This window comes from Kribbella sp. NPDC000426, assembly GCF_040300265.1.
Classification (GTDB): Bacteria; Actinomycetota; Actinomycetes; order Propionibacteriales; family Kribbellaceae; genus Kribbella.
Map to the genome: position 1 here is coordinate 974,469 of NZ_JBEPDK010000001.1, position 17,698 is coordinate 992,166.

At 67.5% G+C, this 17,698-nt stretch carries 17 protein-coding genes and 1 pseudogene; 7 read left to right on the top strand and 11 right to left on the bottom strand.

Annotation, left to right across the window (positions count from 1 at the left end):
• Positions 1-102 precede the first annotated feature (102 nt).
• Positions 103-2,187 (bottom strand): spermine/spermidine synthase domain-containing protein, encoded by a 2,085-nt coding sequence (locus ABT313_RS04715; protein WP_350848674.1) that lies wholly within the window; start codon positions 2,185-2,187, stop codon positions 103-105.
• Positions 2,188-2,251: 64 nt separating this feature from the next.
• Complete coding sequence (locus tag ABT313_RS04720) at positions 2,252-3,085, bottom strand: S1 family peptidase (RefSeq protein WP_350848675.1); 834 nt, start codon at positions 3,083-3,085, stop codon at positions 2,252-2,254.
• 245 nt (positions 3,086-3,330) lie between these two features.
• Between ABT313_RS04720 and ABT313_RS04725 the strand changes: the two genes are divergently transcribed.
• Positions 3,331-4,806 (top strand): LCP family protein, encoded by a 1,476-nt coding sequence (locus tag ABT313_RS04725; protein WP_350848678.1) that lies wholly within the window; start codon positions 3,331-3,333, stop codon positions 4,804-4,806.
• A gap of 6 nt (positions 4,807-4,812) precedes the next feature.
• Positions 4,813-5,817, top strand: a complete 1,005-nt coding sequence (locus ABT313_RS04730) for a glycosyltransferase family 2 protein (protein ID WP_502883932.1) — start codon at positions 4,813-4,815, stop codon at positions 5,815-5,817.
• On the opposite strand, the gene ABT313_RS04735 is transcribed toward ABT313_RS04730, so the two are convergent.
• The 5 genes from ABT313_RS04735 to ABT313_RS04755 are packed head-to-tail and all read right to left on the bottom strand — an operon-like array spanning position 5,814 to position 10,824.
• Positions 5,814-6,572 carry an ABC transporter ATP-binding protein gene (locus tag ABT313_RS04735; RefSeq protein ID WP_350848680.1) on the bottom strand — a complete coding sequence of 253 codons (759 nt, stop codon included), beginning with the start codon at positions 6,570-6,572 and terminating at the stop codon, positions 5,814-5,816. The genes ABT313_RS04730 and ABT313_RS04735 overlap by 4 nt on opposite strands.
• Positions 6,559-7,446, bottom strand: a complete 888-nt coding sequence (locus tag ABT313_RS04740) for an ABC transporter permease (protein WP_350848682.1) — start codon at positions 7,444-7,446, stop codon at positions 6,559-6,561. The genes ABT313_RS04735 and ABT313_RS04740 overlap by 14 nt, the downstream gene beginning before the upstream one ends.
• A 42-nt stretch (positions 7,447-7,488) precedes the next feature.
• Entirely contained in the window at positions 7,489-8,190 is a 702-nt protein-coding gene (locus tag ABT313_RS04745; RefSeq protein WP_350848683.1) for a tyrosine-protein phosphatase, read from the bottom strand.
• Positions 8,191-8,195: 5 nt separating this feature from the next.
• Positions 8,196-8,867: a hypothetical protein gene (locus ABT313_RS04750; RefSeq protein ID WP_350848685.1), complete on the bottom strand. Its 672-nt coding sequence runs from the start codon at positions 8,865-8,867 to the stop codon at positions 8,196-8,198.
• Positions 8,868-8,895: 28 nt separating this feature from the next.
• On the bottom strand, positions 8,896-10,824 hold the full coding sequence (locus ABT313_RS04755; RefSeq protein WP_350848687.1) for a right-handed parallel beta-helix repeat-containing protein: 1,929 nt from the start codon (positions 10,822-10,824) through the stop codon (positions 8,896-8,898).
• A gap of 82 nt (positions 10,825-10,906) precedes the next feature.
• Between ABT313_RS04755 and ABT313_RS04760 the strand changes: the two genes are divergently transcribed.
• Positions 10,907-12,004 (top strand): substrate-binding domain-containing protein, encoded by a 1,098-nt coding sequence (locus ABT313_RS04760; RefSeq protein WP_350848690.1) that lies wholly within the window; start codon positions 10,907-10,909, stop codon positions 12,002-12,004.
• Here the strand turns inward: ABT313_RS04760 and ABT313_RS04765 are convergent.
• Complete coding sequence (locus ABT313_RS04765) at positions 11,982-12,302, bottom strand: AzlD domain-containing protein (protein WP_350848692.1); 321 nt, start codon at positions 12,300-12,302, stop codon at positions 11,982-11,984. The two genes, ABT313_RS04760 and ABT313_RS04765, sit on opposite strands and share 23 nt — an antisense overlap.
• The gene (locus ABT313_RS04770; RefSeq protein WP_350848694.1) at positions 12,299-12,985 is read right to left on the bottom strand and encodes an AzlC family ABC transporter permease; all 687 of its coding nucleotides are present in this window, start codon (positions 12,983-12,985) and stop codon (positions 12,299-12,301) included. Before ABT313_RS04770 ends, ABT313_RS04765 begins: the two co-directional genes overlap by 4 nt.
• A 70-nt stretch (positions 12,986-13,055) precedes the next feature.
• Between ABT313_RS04770 and ABT313_RS04775 the strand changes: the two genes are divergently transcribed.
• Together ABT313_RS04775 and ABT313_RS04780 are read left to right on the top strand one after the other, a co-directional pair.
• The gene (locus tag ABT313_RS04775) at positions 13,056-13,610 is read left to right on the top strand and encodes a helix-turn-helix domain-containing protein (protein WP_134105201.1); all 555 of its coding nucleotides are present in this window, start codon (positions 13,056-13,058) and stop codon (positions 13,608-13,610) included.
• A 107-nt stretch (positions 13,611-13,717) separates the two neighbouring features.
• Positions 13,718-14,794 carry a ricin-type beta-trefoil lectin domain protein gene (locus ABT313_RS04780; RefSeq protein ID WP_350848696.1) on the top strand — a complete coding sequence of 359 codons (1,077 nt, stop codon included), beginning with the start codon at positions 13,718-13,720 and terminating at the stop codon, positions 14,792-14,794.
• 48 nt (positions 14,795-14,842) lie between these two features.
• Here ABT313_RS04780 and ABT313_RS04785 read toward each other — a convergent pair whose 3' ends face one another.
• Positions 14,843-15,673, bottom strand: coding sequence for an SAM-dependent methyltransferase (locus ABT313_RS04785; RefSeq protein WP_350848698.1), 831 nt, complete (start codon positions 15,671-15,673; stop codon positions 14,843-14,845).
• Between the two features lie 166 nt (positions 15,674-15,839).
• Here ABT313_RS04785 and ABT313_RS04790 point away from each other — a divergent pair, with 166 nt between their 5' ends.
• Positions 15,840-16,715, top strand: coding sequence for a Sco1979 family transcriptional regulator (locus ABT313_RS04790; protein WP_350848700.1), 876 nt, complete (start codon positions 15,840-15,842; stop codon positions 16,713-16,715).
• Here ABT313_RS04790 and ABT313_RS04795 read toward each other — a convergent pair.
• Positions 16,712-17,203, bottom strand: coding sequence for a winged helix-turn-helix transcriptional regulator (locus ABT313_RS04795; protein WP_350848703.1), 492 nt, complete (start codon positions 17,201-17,203; stop codon positions 16,712-16,714). The two genes, ABT313_RS04790 and ABT313_RS04795, sit on opposite strands and share 4 nt — an antisense overlap.
• A 126-nt stretch (positions 17,204-17,329) precedes the next feature.
• On the opposite strand from ABT313_RS04795, the pseudogene ABT313_RS04800 reads away from it, so the two are divergent.
• A pseudogene (locus ABT313_RS04800) lies at positions 17,330-17,653 on the top strand (GNAT family N-acetyltransferase); the annotation flags it as partial.
• Between the last annotated feature and the right edge of the window lie 45 nt (positions 17,654-17,698).

Consider the following 17,698-nt stretch of genomic DNA (forward strand, 5'->3'; position numbering starts at 1 on the left):
TCACCACCCCACCCGGCTCCACCCGCTCCAACAGCCCCGGCGCCGTCGTCCAGTAACCGGTGCCAGCGGCAACTTCCAGCACCGAGCGGTCCGTCAGCTCGGTCATCGGGCCAGCGACCGGGCTTTCGGGGTGAGCAGGAAGGCGCCGGCGTACAGCAGAGCGGCGATGATCAGCAGGCCGTGGAAGCCGATGATGAGCGCGGCGTACTCCAGGCAGCCGCCGAGCATCGCGCCGAGCAGGTTGGCGCCGAAGGAGGCGGTGCCGTCGGCCGTGTCGGTGAACCGTTTCGCGAAGATCACGTTCGCGGCGAAGATCGGCGTGAACGCGATCAATACGGCGACGATCACCCGCAACCCGACCGGCATGCTGAGCAGCCAACTGTCCGGGAACACCCACGACAGCGCCAGCCCGCCGAACAGTACGGCGAACATCACCTTGATCGGCGGTGTCTTGAACCGTCTGGTGACTTCGACCGCGGCCAGCACCGCCACCAGCACGCCGGCGAACACGATTGCGTTCACGACCCACGTCGTACCGAACAGCAACGCGAACCCGGTGATGCTCTTCGTCTCCAGCAACATGAAGCCCGCCCCCAGCAGGAACAGGTCCGCGTACGGCCGCATCCGCCGGTACGACGACCCGCCACCCGCGATGCCGACGCCGACAAGACCCGCGACCAGGATCAGCCCGAGCGTCACCAGATACAGCGACGGGATCCGGTCCGTGAACAGATACAGGAACGGCCGGTTGTCCGTCGCCGGCGGCGGCGTGATCGCGGCCGGACCGGGCCACTCGGCGGCACACGTCTGGTCCTGCTCGGTCAGACCGACCGTCACCACGGCCTGCTGCAGGCCGTCACCGATCTTGTCCACACACGGCTTGTGCCCGAAGGCCTCCTGCGCGGTCGACGCGAGCCGGTCGATCAGCCAGGTCTCGCGGTAGTAGTTGTACATCGCGAAAGCCCCACCAGGGTTGAGGTGATCGCGAGCGCTCTCGAACGCCTGCTTGGTGAACAGGTAGCTCTCCAGCCGCAGCGAGCTCGCGCCGTTCACCAGCGTCAGCGAGTCCGGCAGGGCCAGCAGGATCAGGTCGTACTTCTTGTTGGTCCGCGACAGGTACGCGCGCCCGTCGTCGATGTGCGACGTCACCCGCGGGTCCTGGTACGGCCGGTCCGGGTGCAGCGCCTTGCCGAGGTCGCGGATCCGCGGGTCGATCTCGACCGCGTCCACGTGCGTCGCGCCCTTCTTCAACGCGATCGCGACGTCCGACCCCGAACCGGCGCCGATGATCAGCACGTTCTTCGGCGTCTTCCCGACGTTCGCGCGCTCGTACGGCAGCCCGTACTGCGGCTCCCACTGCAGCCGCGCGTCCGCGGGGATCGCCTGCTGATGCGGTACGCCGTTCACCGTGATCGTCAGCAGCGGCACGCCTTCGTAGGTGTATTGCTTGGTCTTCACCTTGTAGTACGGCGACCAGCTGAGGTCGGACCGGGTCGACTCGTGGAAGAGCACCCCGAGCATCACCAGTAACGGCGCGAGCACCATCGCGGCGCTCAGCCCGGTGGCAACGACCCGCCGCCCGGAACCAGGCGACCGCGGGATCATCAGGCCCGCGAAGACGACAGTGACGATCAGTCCCCACCAGATCGGCGGCGCGCCCAGGAACGACAGCGCGGTGAAGCTGACGATGCCGGCCAGGCTGCCGATCAGATCGAACCGGTACGCCGTCAGCCGCGGCAGCTCGGCGAAACACCGGCCGACCAGCTCGGCCGGACCGGCCAGCACCACCGCGGCCGCGATGAAGATGATCGGCAGGATCACCCAGACCGGCGGCCCGCTGGTGTTCAGGCTGGTGAAGTAGATGACACTGGAGGAGCTACCCCGGTTGACCGTCACCGGTTTCCAGGCGATCACCAGGACCAGCAGGCCCAGCATGATCGGCGAGTAGTACGGCAGCCGCTTCGCCCGGCCGGATCGCAGTACGCCGATCCCGATGCCCAGGAACGAGCCGAGCAGCACGAAGTTCGAGAAGTAGCTCAGGTGGACCACGTTCGAACCGGTCCACCTGATCAGCGCGAGCTCGGTGAAGAGCATCAGTGCGCTGGCCGCAACCAGCCGCGTCCGTACTCCGAACGGGCTCGGCCAGGTGGTGGTGGTGACGTGGTCAGTGGAGGAGTCGACTGCCATGCGGGGCGACGTTACCGGATATCCAAGTGGTCTGCGTCACCCCGCACGTCCTTATTACGGACAGTCAGCGACGTCGGGTCGGCTTCGGGAGTTCACAGCCGGACTTGTTCAGGTCGATCGTGCGGTTGGCGGTCAGACAGGTGTAGAGCCACCAGGTCTGCTGGCCGTACGCCGCGCCCTGCTCGACCGTGACGTTGCCGTCGGCGTCGACCTCGCACGGGTTGTTCACCGTGCAGCGCTCGCCGTCCTCGTTACCGGTGTTGTTGATGCCGATCATCTCGCCGGTCGTGGTGCTCACCACGGGAGATCCCGACGTACCGCCGATCGTCTCGCACCCGGGCTGCTGGTACTTGATCGAGTTCTGCCAGGTCCAGTCGCCCTCGCGAAGTTGCGGGATGGTCGCCTGTACCGAGCAGGTGTAGATGCGCTTCCAGTAGCCGGAGACGACCGCCATCCCGGCGCCGTCGGCCGGGCCCTGCTTGGCCAGGGTCAGCGGGGTGACGTTCAGCCGGCTCTTGATCGAGGCGTACGACTCGTTGACCTCGTAGACGATCATGTCGGTCTTGGTCATCGTGCCGAACAGGATCTTGTCGGCGCGGACCGTACCGGCCCGGCTCGAGTCCGGCTTCAGCAACGTGATCGAACGTGTCGACGCCTTGTTCACCAGCACCTGGCCGGGTTGCAGGAACCCGCCTTCGTAGCAGTGCCCGTTGGTGAGTACGAGGGCCTTGTCGGTACTGACGGATTCGGCGTACCGGACCAGGGATGCCGAGCAGTTGCTCAGCGCGGCGATGCCGGTGAAGTCGGTACCGGGCGCCGCGGCGTGTGCGGACGTCGTACCGAGGAGGGCGGTGGTCGCGACCGCGGTGACGGCCAGGACTGAGCGGAACAGTTTCATGGGGCGGTTTCCTCACTGGTTGTACTTAGAGGACTTCGTAACGCATTCATCCGCCGCCGACCATCACAACTGTGTCAAGCAGGGTGACTGCACGGGTTTTCCTGCGCTGTGTGAAGAGGCTGCTACTCTTCGTCTCCGGATCCGCCTCCGCCCGAACCAGCGCACACTGCGGCACGTCATACCAAAGCGACAGTGAGGGACAAGGTACGGTCGGAATCAGACCGGTTGGAGAACGGAAGGACGTCATGCCGCAGGAGAAGCCAGACCTGCGCAATCTCCGCGAGCCGGTCCGGTTCAAGCGGGCGCTGACACTGCTGTTGATGACGTTGATCCTGCCCGGATCGGCGCAGATCGTCGCGGGCAGCCGCCGCGCCGGCCGCTGGGCCTGGCGGGTGGTCTTCGGCCTGATCGCGATCATCGTGTTCCTGGTCGTGCTCGGCCTGATCTGGCGCTCGGGGACGATCAACTTCCTGGCCCGGCCGGGGACGCTGCGGCTGGTGCAGATCATCCTGATCGTGCTCGCGGTCGGCTGGGCGGCGCTGTTCATCGACGCGTACCGGATCTCGCAGCCGCTGACGCTGGAGCGCAATCACCGGCTGATCACGAGCATCCTCGACGGCGTGCTGATCTTCGTCGTCGTCGGCGCCCTGGTCTACGCGAGTGTGATCGTGAACACCCAGCGCGACTTCGTCGCCAGCGTGTTCGGCAGCGGGAAGTCCTCGAAGGCCGAGAAGGGCCGCTACAACGTGCTGATGATGGGCGGCGACTCCGGCGCGGACCGGATCGGCACCCGCCCGGACAGCATGACCGTGGCCAGCATCGACGCCGACACCGGCCGGACCGTCCTGATCGGCCTCCCCCGGAACCTGGCCAAGGTCCCGTTCCCCGCCGGTACGGCGATGGCCAAGCAGTTCCCCGACGGCTTCAAGTGGAACAAGTGCGCCGCGGAGTGCCTGCTCAACGCGGTCTACACGTACGCCGCCAACCACAAGGCCCTGTTCCCCGGCGACCCGAACCCGGGCGAAACCGCCACCACACAGGCGATCGAGGCCGTCACCGGGCTGAAGATCAACTACTTCGTGCTGATCGACCTGGCCGGGTTCCGCGACCTGCTCAACGCGGTCGGCGGGATCACGCTTGACATCGGCAAGCGGGTCCCGATCGGCGGCGGCAGCTCCCCGATCAAGGGCTACATCGAGCCCGGCAAGAACGTGCACCTGGACGGTTACCACGCGCTGTGGTTCGCCCGGTCCCGGGCCGAGTCGTCGGACTACGACCGGATGACCCGGCAGAAGTGCGTGATGTCGGCGATGCTGAACCAGCTCTCGCCGTCGACGGTGCTGACCAAGTTCCAGGGCATCGCGTCGGCCAGCAAACAGGTGGTCAAGACCGATATTCCGGCCGGTGAACTGGGCACCTTCACCGATCTCGCGCTGGACGCGAAGAAGCTCCCGGTGTCAAGCTTCTCCGCGGTCCCGCCGTTGATCCACACCGGCGACCCGGACTTCGCGCTGATCCGGACGAAGGTCGCCGAGGCGATCGCCAGGTCCGAATCGCTGGACAAGGGCGGCTCAGGAGGAGACGGTAAGACTTCGACCACTCCGCGTAGTACGACCAGCACGACGAAGAAGCCGACGACCAGTACCACCAAGAAGCCGACTACTTCACCGACCACACCCGCCACCGGCGTCGACGACGTCGCATCGATCTGTAAGGCCTGACCTGATATGCCGCTGTCCCACTGGCCACCCGTATCCGTCGTGATGCCCGTGCTGAACGAGGAACGCCATCTCGAGGAGGCGGTCGGCCGCGTGCTCGAGCAGGACTACCCCGGTGTGCTGGAGGTCGTCCTCGCGATCGGCCCGAGCAAGGACCGGACCCAGGAGATCGCGGACAAGCTGGCCGAGAAGGACCACCGGATCACCATCGTGCCGAACCCGACCGGTAAGACCCCGGCCGCGCTGAACGTCGGTATCGCCCACGCCAAGCACGACATCCTGGTCCGGGTCGACGGGCACGGCGCGCTCACCGACGGCTACATCACCCGCGCGGTCGAGGTGCTGGAGGAGAGCGGCGCGGACAACGTCGGCGGCGTGATGGCGGCCGAGGGCCGGACCCCCACGGAGATGGCGGTCGCCTGCGCGTATCGCTCCCGGCTGGGACTCGGCGCCTCCACGTTCCACCAGGGCGGCAAGGCCGGACCGGCCGACACCGTATACCTCGGCGTGTTCCGGCGGGCCGCGCTGGAGCGGGTGGGCGGCTTCGACGAGACCATGCACCGGGCCCAGGACTGGGAGCTCAACTACCGGATCCGCAAGACCGGCGGGCTGATCTGGTTCACCCCGGACCTCTCCGTCACCTACCGGCCGCGCTCGTCGCTGTCCGCGGTGGCCAAGCAGTTCTTCCACACCGGTCAGTGGCGCCGCGAGGTCATCCGCCGGCACCCGGAGACCGCCAACAAGCGCTATCTGGCACCCCCGGTCGCCGTGATCCTGCTGGCCGTCGGCACGATCCTCGGCATCGTCGGCCTGGCCACCGGCGTCAGCTGGCTCGACCTCGGCTTCATCGCGCCGCTGGGCTACGCCCTGCTGCTGATCTTCGGCTCCGCGATGGAAGGCCGGTATCTGCCCTGGAAGGCCCTCTTCTGGATGCCGCTGGTCTGCGCGACCATGCATGTCTCGTGGGGCCTCGGCTTCCTGATCGGCCTCCGCGAGCAGCCGAAGGCCGTCTAGCCGGCGCGGGTCGACGCGATGTAGGCGTCGATGACCTCTTTCACGGAGCCGTCGAGGCGCAGTACGCCGGCGTCCAGCCAGATCGCGCGGTTGCAGGTCTCCTGGACCACGTCGAGGCTGTGGCTGACCAGGAAGACCGTGCCGGCCTGGTCGCGGAGCTCCTTGATCTTGCGCTCGGACCGGACCCGGAACTCGGCGTCGCCGGTGGCCAGCGCCTCGTCGACGAGCAGGATGTCGTGCGTCTTCGCGGACGCGATCGCGAACTTCAGCCGCGCCGACATCCCGGAGGAGTACGTCGACATCGGCAGGTCGATGAAGTCGCCGATCCCGGAGAACTCCACGATGTCGTCGTACCGGCGCTGCACCTCGGCCGGGGACATGCCCATCGCGAGGCAACCGAGGACCACGTTGCGCTCGCCGGTGAGGTCGTTCATCATCGCCGCGTTCACGCCCAGCAGCGACGGCTGCCCGCCGGTGTAGACGGCGCCGGCCGCGGGCGGCAGCAGGCCGGCGATCGCGCGCAGCAGCGTCGACTTGCCGGAGCCGTTGCGGCCGATCACGCCGATCGCGTCGCCCTTGTTCGCGGTGAAGGTGACGCTCTTGACCGCGTGGACCTCGCGGATCGTCGGCCGGTCCTGCCGTTTCAGGATCCGCCGGAGCGCGGTCGCCGCCGTACCCTTGCCGCCCTGGCCGGCGATCACCTTGTAGATGATGTCGAGCCGGTCGGCGATGACCGTCGGTTCAGCCCCGGCCATAACGGTCCTCCGCCCGCCAGAAGTAGACGAACCCGGCGACCAGCATCACGAACGACCAGATGATCGCGATCGTCCAGGCGTGCGGCAGCTCGTTCTGCTTGTGCTCCTGCAGCAGCGATCGCCGGACGATGTCGATGTACGCCGAGATCGGGTTGAACGCGAGCACCTGCACCACCCAGGCGGGAGCGTGCAGCTGCTCCAACTTGTACGGCAGCGAGAAGAAGATCCCGGACGCGTACAGCCAGGTGCGGGTGATGAACGGCAGCAGCTGGCTGATGTCGGTGACGAACGTCCCGATCCGCGCGAACACCAGCGTGATGCCGATGTTGAACATCATCTGCAGCACCATCGCCGGCACGACCAGGAACCAGCGCCAGGCCGGCCCGTCGGTGAACCCGACGACCACGAACAGGATCGCGAGCGAGACCAGCATCTGGTTCAGCTCGTTCAGCACGTAGGCGAGCGGGAGGGTCGCGCGCGGGAAGTGCAGCGTGCGGATCAGCGACAGGTTCAGCGCCAGGGAGCGCGAGCCCTCGGTCATGCAGCGCTGCGTGAACGTGAAGACGAAGATCCCGCTGAGCAGGAACGCGACGTAGTTGTCGATCCCGTTCTTGGTGCCGAGCAGGACGCCGAAGGCGAGGTAGTACACCCCGGCGTTGAGCAGCGGCGTCAGCACCTGCCAGATCGAGCCGAGGCGCGCCCCGGCGTACATGGCGTAGGTGCGTGCGGTGGCGTAACTGAGGACGAACTGGCGACGGCTCCACAGCTCACGGAGATACGAGCTGAGCGGGGGGCGGATCGAGCTCTTGGAGAGTCCGTAGCGTTCGGCCAGCTCGGCCGGGCTTGTCGCCCCGGTCTGTGCGGCGGTCGGCATTGCGTCAATGTACTGCGCTGTGTAATCCGGTCGTGACTCAGGTCAGGACACTAAGCGGGCTCTCAGTTTCGCGAGGTCCCCGGCGGTAAGACCACCGTGCCGCAGGTATGCCTGCGGTCCGCCGTACTTCGTGTCGAGGTGGCGCAGGATCGCGACGATCGACTCGGCCCGGGTGTCGCGGAACTCGATCAGCTCCGGATGCTTCGAGGTGTCCGGCTCCTCGGCCAACTGCTCCTCCAGCCAGGGCGCGAGCCGCTCCTGGGTGAGGAAGTAGTCGGCCACGATCTCTTCCTCCGGTACGCCGGCCACGCTGAGCGCCAGCGCGACGACCATGCCGGTGCGGTCCTTACCCCCGTGGCAGTGCACGACGACCGCGCCGTCCTCCTCGTCCGCGATCGCCTTCACCGCGGCCGCGAACAGCTCGGGCCGCCGATCCAGCATCCAGGTACACGCCTCGACGATCGTCGGCTGCCCGTGCTCCGGATCCGCCGGATCCTGCAACGCCTGCCGCACGGCCAACGGCGTACCGGTGAACGGCGTCGGGAACGCTGCCACCTCGCCGTCGCCGCGCAGATCGAGGATCCGTCCCACCCCGGCCCGCCGTACGACCTCGACACCTTCGTCGGTCAGATACTGCAGGCTCTCCGACCGGATCAGCACCCCTTCCCGCACCACGCGCCCATCGGCCGTCGGCAACCCACCGACATCCCGAACATTCCGGCACCCCGGCCAGTCCAGATCCATCGCGGTCACCGGTCCTGGGGGCGGTCGGGGTTCGGGCCCGGGTTGTAGGGCGGGGGTGGTGGGAAGGTGTGGTTCGGTTGTTGCGGGTAGTTGGGCTGGGGATAACCGGGCGGCGGCGGGTAGTTGCCGGGGGCACCTGGTTGGTTCGGGCGGTTGCGGCGCGACTTGCGGACGGCCCAGATGATCAGGAAGACGATGCCGAGGCCGACGAAGATCAGGAACGAGAAGATCGCGCCGAGGATCGACAGCACGAACGCGACGATCGACGACTTCGGGCCGGCGGCGTACGTCGCGCTGGTCTCGTCGTCGGTGCACGAGATGCTGTAGACCCCGGCCGGCACCGGATGCTCGGACCGCGCCACGACGTACCAGCTGTTGCCGTTGATCGTGATCGTCTCCGACCCGGTCTCCCGCTTCAGCGGTACGTCGTTGCCGTTCGCGTCCTGCGCCTTGCACGGCGGGGTCAGCACCGGGACGGACGAGTAGATCGTCAGCCCCTCCTCCTTCAGCTCGACCCGCCCGGACTCGATCGGTTGCGGAGTGTGCGGCGCCGTCACCACGATCCGCCAGACGAAGAACCCGACCAGCACCGCGCCGACGACGAAACAGGCGATGGCGATCATCGGAAGAACCGACTTCTTCGGCGCTGGCATCGGCAGGCCGGGCTGCATGGTCATGCCCGCACGGTACCTGCTACAGGTCCCCTTATGGGGCCTGCCGCGTGACGGTCAGATCGTCGCAGTAGCCGAACCCCGCGCCCGTCCGGGTGAAGCAGTAGACCGTCGCCGTCGCCGTACTCGAGCCGGTGGTGAACGTGACGCTCCCACCGCGCCACGTGGTGTTGACGAACGCCGGCGCCCGTACCTCCGACGTACCGCCGAAGGCCTTCGCGCCGATCACCAGCTCCGTGTCGTACGCCGAGACCCGCCCCCAGCCCGACAGCACGTACGTCGTGTTGGGCTGCACCGTCACGACCTGCTCGGCGCTCGCCTGGGACGGGCCGAGCTTGAGGCTGCCGGCCCCGCTGTGCACCGTGTCCGTGGCGATGAACGCGCGCCCCGAGGTCGTGCTCCAGCCCGACGTACTGGATTCGAAGCCGCCGTTCTGGACCAGGCTCGTCCCGGCACAGGCAGCGTCGTCGAACGTCGAGCGCTGGTGGAAGCCGATGTCCGGCCTGCAGTTCGCCGGAACCGGGTTGCCGAAGTAGTCCTTCGGACTCGAGCCGGCGAGGTTGAGCCCGGTCCGCAAGGCCGGCGAGCCCGACCCCAGCTGGTATCCGGACGGCGATGTGCTGCCCGCCGCGACGAGCAGCGGATCGGCGGTCGACTTGTACGGATCGGCCGGCTCGGTTGCAGGATGACTGCCGTAGTAGAGGTTCCCTCGGAACACGTAGTTCGCAGCCTGGTCGTAGCCGCCACTGCCGAGGTTGTAGACGACGTTGTTCGTCCAGGTCGCCTTGGTGGAGCTCGACCCGTTGTCCTCGATGACCTTCGTCGACGATCCGCTCGGGAGATAGAAGGTGTTCCCGTAGATCTGCGCGGCGCTCTCGCCCGCGGCGTACAGGATCCTGGACTTGTCGTTGATCGAGAGGTTGTAGCGCACGATCGTCCCGGATGTGCTCCAGCCGCTGGAACACCCGCAGAACAAGACGAATCCGCCCTCGTTGTCGTGGCTGAAGTTGTACTGGAAGATCACGCCGCGGTTCCCGCCGTCGGAGTCGAACGCCATCCCGTCGTTGCAGCACGGCCGCCGGACCCGGTAGACCTCGTTGTACTGGACAACGGTCCGGTCGCTGTTGATGGTCCAGATGCCCGCGTTGTTGCCGGCCGACCGCATCCAGATGTCGTACGCCGTGTTGTGCTCGACGACCGCGTCGGCCCCGATCCGCAGCACGATCCCATCTCCCCCGATGTCGTGGATGAGATTGTTCCGGAAGACGATGCCGGTGTTCGCGGTCCACGCCGGACCCGATGTACAGGCGTAGATCGCCCGGCAGCCCCAGCTCGACGACGTGGTCAGGCCCTCGCGGTCGACGTGGTAGATCTCAGAGTTCTCGACGGTCACGCCGTTGAAGTGCGTGGGTGTCGTCGTACCGCTGACGCGGAACTGGATGCCGTTGCTGTTCTTCGTGTCGCCGCCGTTGACGTCGTGCACGTAGACGTTGTCGACCACGTAGTGCGAGCCGGTGCCGAAGTCGGCGAGCTCGACCAGGATCCCGTTCCGTTCGGCCGCGGACGTGCCCTGATTGGTGACCTCGAGGCTGCGGATCTCCCAGTACTGGACGTTGTAGAGGTGTACGGCGGCGTACACCGTGCCACCGCCCGCGATGACCGGGCGCGCGCTTCCGGCGCCGTACGCGTCGACCGTGATCGGTGCGGCGGCGGTTCCCGATCCGGTCGGTTTCAGTTGACCCGCGCAGGAGACGCCTCGGGCGAAGAGCAGCCGGTCCCCGGCCGCGAACGCATGCGCGTTGACAGTCGCCAGAGAGTTCCACGGAGACGCCTGGCTGCCACCGCCCGCGGCCGTCGCCGAACAGTCCACGTAGTACGACGACCCTGCTGCCGACGCACCGGCGCAGGTCAGCGCCGAGGTGAGGAGCAGCACCACCAACGCCACCGCGAGCTTCAGTCTCATCCTGAAAGGTCACCACGGCCGTCGACGGCGGCGCGCCGATTCGGACAAAAGACGACACGTCCTCCCGTATCGTCCTGGGAGCATGAGGCAGCTTCTGGGCTCACAGCGTCGAGAGCTTCTGGTCAAGTGGATCGAGCGCACCGGCTCGGTGTCCGCCCACGAGGCCGCCACCGCGCTGGGCGCCAGCGTCCGGACGATCCAGCGGGACATCCACGAGCTGTCCACGACAGGACGGCTGACCCGCGTGCATGGCGGCGCTGTCGGGGTAGGCCGCCGCGATCCCGTACAAGCCCAGCTACGGCTGGGGATCCTGGTTCCGACGCGGGGCTACTGCTTCGACGCCGTACTCGCGGGCGCCGAACAGGCAGCTGCCGCGAGTGGCAGCACGTTGGTGGAAGCGGACTACGACTACACCGACGAGCTGGCGGCAGCGCGGTATGCGCGGATCACCAGCCTGAAGCTCGACGGGCTGCTCGTCACGCCGCATCTACCCGCAGCCACGTGGGGGCAGCTGTGCCGAACCGACGTACCGGTCGTGCTGATCGAGCGGCCGTGGGAACTTGGCTGGGTCCGCGCCCTCGACCCCGCGACATCGGTCGCCGCCGCCCGCTCGCCGGTGGACCACGTGTTCACCGACCACGAGGCCGGAGCGGTCCTCGGGCTCGATCACCTCGCCGCCCTCGGACACCGCCGGATCCACTGCCTGATCCGCGACACCCCGACCGCCCCCGCCTTGCTCCGAACGGCATCGGCGTACGCCGAGACCATCGCTCCAGCGCGGGACGTGACGCTCGGTATCACCCGGTTGCGACGATCCTCCGACCAGGCACGCGTGCTGACCGAAGCGCTGGAACACGTCTTCATCGCCGAGAATCCGACCGCACTCTTCGTCCACACCGACGAGGACGCGGTCGCCGCTCAGGAGCACCTGCAAGCGACGGACGTGTCGATCCTGTCGTACGACGACGGACTGCCCAGCAACCCGGCCAGCGGCCTCAGCGCGATCGCGCCGGACCGGGTCGCACTCGGCAGACGCGCCGTCGAGATGATCATCGACCGCCTGACCAGCCGAGGCCACCACACGCACGAGGCCCACCCACCCACCAAACTCGCCATCGTCCCCCGCCTCCACCAACGAGCGACAACGCGCCAGCCGCCTACGGCACGCCGAGCAACCTGAGCCCGGCCGCGGTTGCGGCGGCAGCCACGACCACCAGGACGAACGGCGCCTTCCGCCAGGCGAGTACGCCTCCGACCAGCACACCCGCCGGCCGCGCGACGCCGGCCGGCCCGTGGCCGTCCATCAACGCCGACGTGGCGACCAGCGCCGTCAGCAACACGATCGCCGCGACCGCCAGCATCTGCTGCGCCCGCTCAGGCACCTCGAACCGGCTCCGCAAGGCGGGTCCGGCGAACCTGAGCGAAAAGGTGCCCACAGCAAGCACCAGGATCCCCACCAGCAGCACCGGGGTATTCATCGGCTCATCTCCAACGCACCCTTAGGCGCCCGATAGAACAGCAGTCCCACCAGCGCACACAGCACGGGCAGCCCAGCCGGCAAGAACGGCGTCGTCGCCAACGCGACCACGACTCCCACCAGAGCAGCCGTCCGCGTCGATCGATCCCGCAACGATGGCAGCACCAACGCAAGCAGCACGGCCGGGAAGGCCGCATCGAGGCCGAACGCATCGGTGTCGGTGATCACCGACCCGGCCAATCCACCGACCACGACCCCGATGTTCCAGCACACGAAGATGCCGATGCCGCCGGCCCAGTACGCCGCCCGCTTCTGCTCCACCTCGTCCTGTCCCATCGCGAACGCGACGTTCTCGTCCGTCATCACGTGACTGCCCGCGAACCGCCGCCACCCGCCGCCGATCACATCGCTGACCGCCAGACCGAACGGGATGTGCCGGGTGTTCACCAGCAGCCCCGCGATCATCGCCGCGATCGGACTCCCGCCGGCCGCCACGATCCCGACGAACAGGAACTGCGACGCACCCGCGAAGACCACGATCGAGAGCAGGATCGGCACCCACAACGGCAGCCCGCCGCCGACGCTGATCGCGCCGTACGAAAGGCCCACGACGCCGTCGGCCAGGCAGACCAGGCCGATGTCGCGGGCGAGTCCCGGGTCGAGTGTTCGCCAGATCGAACGCATGGGCATTATGATGAACAACGAAACCGCCGTTCGTCAAGCCGAACAAGTAGACCGATGGAGCGAACACGCGATGGACAACAGGGCACCACTGGACGTGATCGCCGCGTCCCTACGCCGGCACCGGGCCCGCACCGGACTCTCCCTGACCGAGGTCGCCAAACGCGCCGGCGTCGCGAAGTCCACGCTGTCGCAACTGGAGTCCGGCACCGGCAACCCGAGCGTGGAAACCCTGTGGGCATTGGCCGTTGCGCTCGACACTCCCTTCGCGGCACTCCTCGATCCACCCCGCCCGAAGGTCCAGATCATCCGCGCCGGCGAGGGTCCCGCGATCTACTCCGACCAGGCCGACTACAGCGCCACCCTGGTCGCCTCCAGCCCGCCGAACGCCCGCCGCGACATCTACCGCATCGTCGCCTCGCCCGGCCCCGGCCGGAAGTCCGAGCCGCACATGCCCGGCGTTGTCGAGCACGTCGTCCTGGGCTCCGGCCGGGCCCTCGTCGGTCCGACCGACGACCCGATCGAGCTCTTCCCCGGTGACTACATCGCCTACCCCGGCGACCTCCCGCACATCTTCCAGGCCCTCGAGGAAGGCACGGCCGCAACGCTCGTTTCCGAGCATGTGTAACGTTAACTGCTCACCTCTGGACATCTCCGCGCACGTCTGCGCATCATCAGTCGAAGAGAGCTCTCTGGCCGAAGTCCGCCCCACTTCGCTTGGAGGTAACACCCCCGATGAGACTCAAATCCTTACTGCTCTGCGCCCTTCTCGGCCTCGCCGCCGCACTCGTCCCCGGTAGCGCGTCGGCGGTCGGTGTCACGCCCGGCACCTACGTCAACTACACGTTCGACACCGCATCGCTCACCCAGGCCGAGTTCCGGATGACGATCAACAACTCACCCGGGCGCGCGAACGTCTACTGGTCCAACCAGTTCGACTTCACCGGCGGTGACGTCGGCGGATACACGGGCATGCAGACCCACCGCGACGGCGGCGGCATGTTCCTCTACTCGCTCTGGAACTCCACCGACATGCGCGTCGGCGATGCCGGCACGTACTGCATCAAGTTCCAGGAGGACGGCACCGGCGGTAGTTGCCGCCTCGACCGAGCTCCGACCGCAGGCCACACCTACGCGTTCGCCGTCGCGAGCGAGGGCAGCGGCTGGTACGGCGTGACCGTGCGCGACCTCACCGCCGGTACGTCGTTCAAACTCGGCAGCCTGCAAACCGGTTCCGGCAACACGATCAGCACCTCGGGAATGGTGAGCTGGACCGAGTACTTCGACTGGAACAACGACAAGGCGACCTGCGACGACGAGCCGTACTCGAAGCTGACGATGAACCTGCCGACCAGCGGCAGCCTCACCGCGCACTTCACCGGCAGCTCGGAGAGCACCGGCTGCGCGGCCGACAGCCAGGTCACGCTCAACGGATCGACCGCCGTCCAGGAGAACGGCATCGGCAACTCGGCCTCCGGCGACATCCGCGGCAGCGGCGGCTGCCTGGACGTCTCCGGCTCGGACGGTACGACGATCCTGCTGTACACCTGCACCGGTGGCGACAACCAGAACTGGGTGCACGCGGAGAACAAGACGTTCCACGCCCAGTTCAGCTGTCTCGACTCGAGCGCGACCCAGGCCGGCGCCGTGATCCTTTACAGCTGTCACGGCGGCACGAACCAGCAATGGACCCAGCCCGGCGACGGGACGATCCGCGCCGGAGGTCTCTGCCTCACCGCACCAGCTGCCCTCGGCAACCCCGTAACGGTTGCCTCATGCAACAATTCGGCGGCGCAGCGCTGGACGTTCTGAAAAGCACGACGCCCGGGACCACCGCGGTCCCGGGCGTCGTTGCACAACTCAGAGCTTGCGGCCGACCCCGCCGACGATGCACTCCTCGACCTGGTTCAGCGGCTTGAGCCGCGGGCCGTCCGGCCACCAGTCGTCGCAGAGCACCAGACCCGGGGCGACGAGCTCCTGATCGGGGAAGAACTCCATCAGCTCCTTGCGGGTGCGGAACCGACCGCTGCCCATCGGGCTGTGGATGAACTTCTCCTCCATCTTCTGGGCGACCTGGGTGTGCTCCGGAGTCTCCGGGTCGTAGAAGTGCGAGATCACCGTGTACGACCCGGGCACCACCGCGTCGACGTACGTCTGCATGATCCGCGCGCCCTCGGTGCCGATGTAGTGGTGCAGCGTGCCGGCCTGCATCACGGCGATCGGCTGGCTGAAGTCGAGGAAGTCACGCACCTCGGGCTTGCTCAGCACCTCGTCCGGATCGAAGATGTCGGCGCTGACGAACAGCGTGTTCTCGTTCTCCTCGAGCAGCGCGCGGCCGTGTGCGAGCACCACCGGGTCGTTGTCGATGTAGAGCACCTTGGCCTCGGGCTGGATCCGCTGCACGACCTGGTGGGTGTTCTCGGCCGTCGGCAGACCGGACCCGCAGTCGAGGTATTGCGTGATACCGGCCTGACCGGCCAGGAACCGGCAGGAGCGGATCAGGAAGTTCCGGTTCGACCAGGCGAGGTCCTGGGCCTGCGGCGCCGCGGCCTGGACCCCGCGCAGTACCTCGCGGTCGACCTCGAAGTTGTCCTTGCCGCCCAGGAAGGCGTCGTACACCCGGGCGATGCTGGCCCGGCTGGTGTCGACGCCGACCGGAACCGAGCTTGGTGCGTTTTTGGCATCGACCATCGGTGAACCTCGCAGAGAGTGATCGGGAAGACTGTGCGACAGACTCTACCGAGACTCCGGCGTACTGAACACACCGTGTCGGCGCGTGCGGTATGGACACGTTCACGATCCGTTATGGAATGATCAACTGCTGCACCACCGAATCACTGCTGCTGGGAGGCCAGAGGTGACCGAGCCCGGGGCGTACGGCGGCCCGACCGCCCTGCGCATCATGCTTGGCGTACACCTGCGTCGCCTGCGCGAACAAGCCCAGATCAGCCGCACCGACGCCGGCTGGGCGATTCGCGGCTCGGAGTCCAAGATCAGCCGGCTCGAGCTCGGCCGGGTCGGATTCAAGGTGCGCGACGTCGACGACCTGCTGACGCTCTACAAGGTCGAGGACGAGGACGAGCGGGATCGCCTGCTGACGTTGGCCCGCGAGGCCAACAGCCCGGGCTGGTGGCAACGGTACGACGACCTCACGCCGCAGTGGTTCCACTCCTATCTCGGGCTCGAGATGGCGGCGGATCTCATTCGTACGTTCGAGTTGCAGTTCGTCCCCGGACTGCTGCAGACACCGGAGTACGCACGGGCCGTCGTGCAGCTCGGCCGGCAGGACCTCCCGGTGTCGCGGGCCGAGCAGGATCGCCTTGTTTCGTTGCGAATGAGCCGCCAGGATGTGCTCACGCGGCAACGGCCCGCGCGGTTGTGGGCAGTCATCGACGAGGCCGTACTGCGACGTCCGATCGGCAGCCCGGCGATCCTCAAGGCCCAGCTCGAGCACCTGATCGACGCGTCGCGGCGGCACAACGTGACGCTGCAGATCATCCCGTTCGCCAAGGGCGGTTACACCGCGACCGGCGGCGCGTTCACCCTGCTCCGGTTCAACGACGCGGACCTTCCGGACATCGTCTACATCGAGCACCTGACCAGCGCGGTCTACCTGGACAAGCGCGAGGAACTCGACACCTACGTCGTGACGATGGACGCCGTCTCGATCACCGCCGCCCAGCCCCGCGAAACCGAGAACCTGATCCGTCAGGCGATCGAACGCTTGCCCTAACGCCGCTGGGCGCCGGGGCCGGGGCGGAAGGCAACCTCTCTGGGCGCCGGATCGTGGCCGGCCTCGCAATGCATGGTGACAGTGACGCGTTCGCCGCAGTCGCCGCGGTGGCGCGGCTCGATCGGTGCGCCGGCGGCGAGCGGTAGGTACTGGTCGCCCCACTGGATCATTGCCACCAGCACCGGGTAGAGGTCTAGCCCGGCCTCGGTCAGCCGGTACTCCGAACGCTCGCGCTGACCGGGCAGCCGGTACGGATGGCGGCGGATCAGGCCGCGCTCGATCAGTGCGGCGAGGCGCTCGGTCAGAACCTGCCGCGGAATACCCGCCCGGGCGCGGATGTCCTCGAACCGGCGGACACCGACGAAGACCTCGCGGAGGACGTGAAAAGTCCACTTGTCGCCGAGGATCTCCATCACTCGGGAGATCGTGCAGTTCTCCGTCGACCAGTTCATCGCCTCGGGCATCTGCTCATTGACCAGCGTACTCATGGGTTCATGATAAGTCCGCTTGACAGACTCAGCCAAGCGGGTAACGCTGAATCCGTGAACCAGACTCAGGCGAGACCGCCACTCGTCCGTCGCGCCGGCGAACCCGACGCGGACGAGCTGGCCCGGATGCTGTCGGGGCTGACCGACCTCAGCCGCTACTTCCGCTTCCAGACCGCGATCGGCAATCCGCCACGCGCAGCGCTGCTGCTCCGGCTGCTGTGTCCCACTGGCACGGCCTTCGTGGCAACCCGTGCGGACACGATCGTCGGCCACGCGATGTGGGCCTGGGCGCCCGGTGAGGCGACGGCCGAACTCGCGGCCGTCATCGCCGAGGACGACCAGCGCCGCGGACTCGGGATCCGGATGCTGGCGATCGCCGCCGCGGACGCGATCGCATCCGGCGCGAAGTATTTTCTCTTCGTCGTCAGTGCGGCCAACGAACGTTCGATCCGGATGGTCCGCCGGCGTTGGCCGGACGCGACCGTCGAGCGCGAC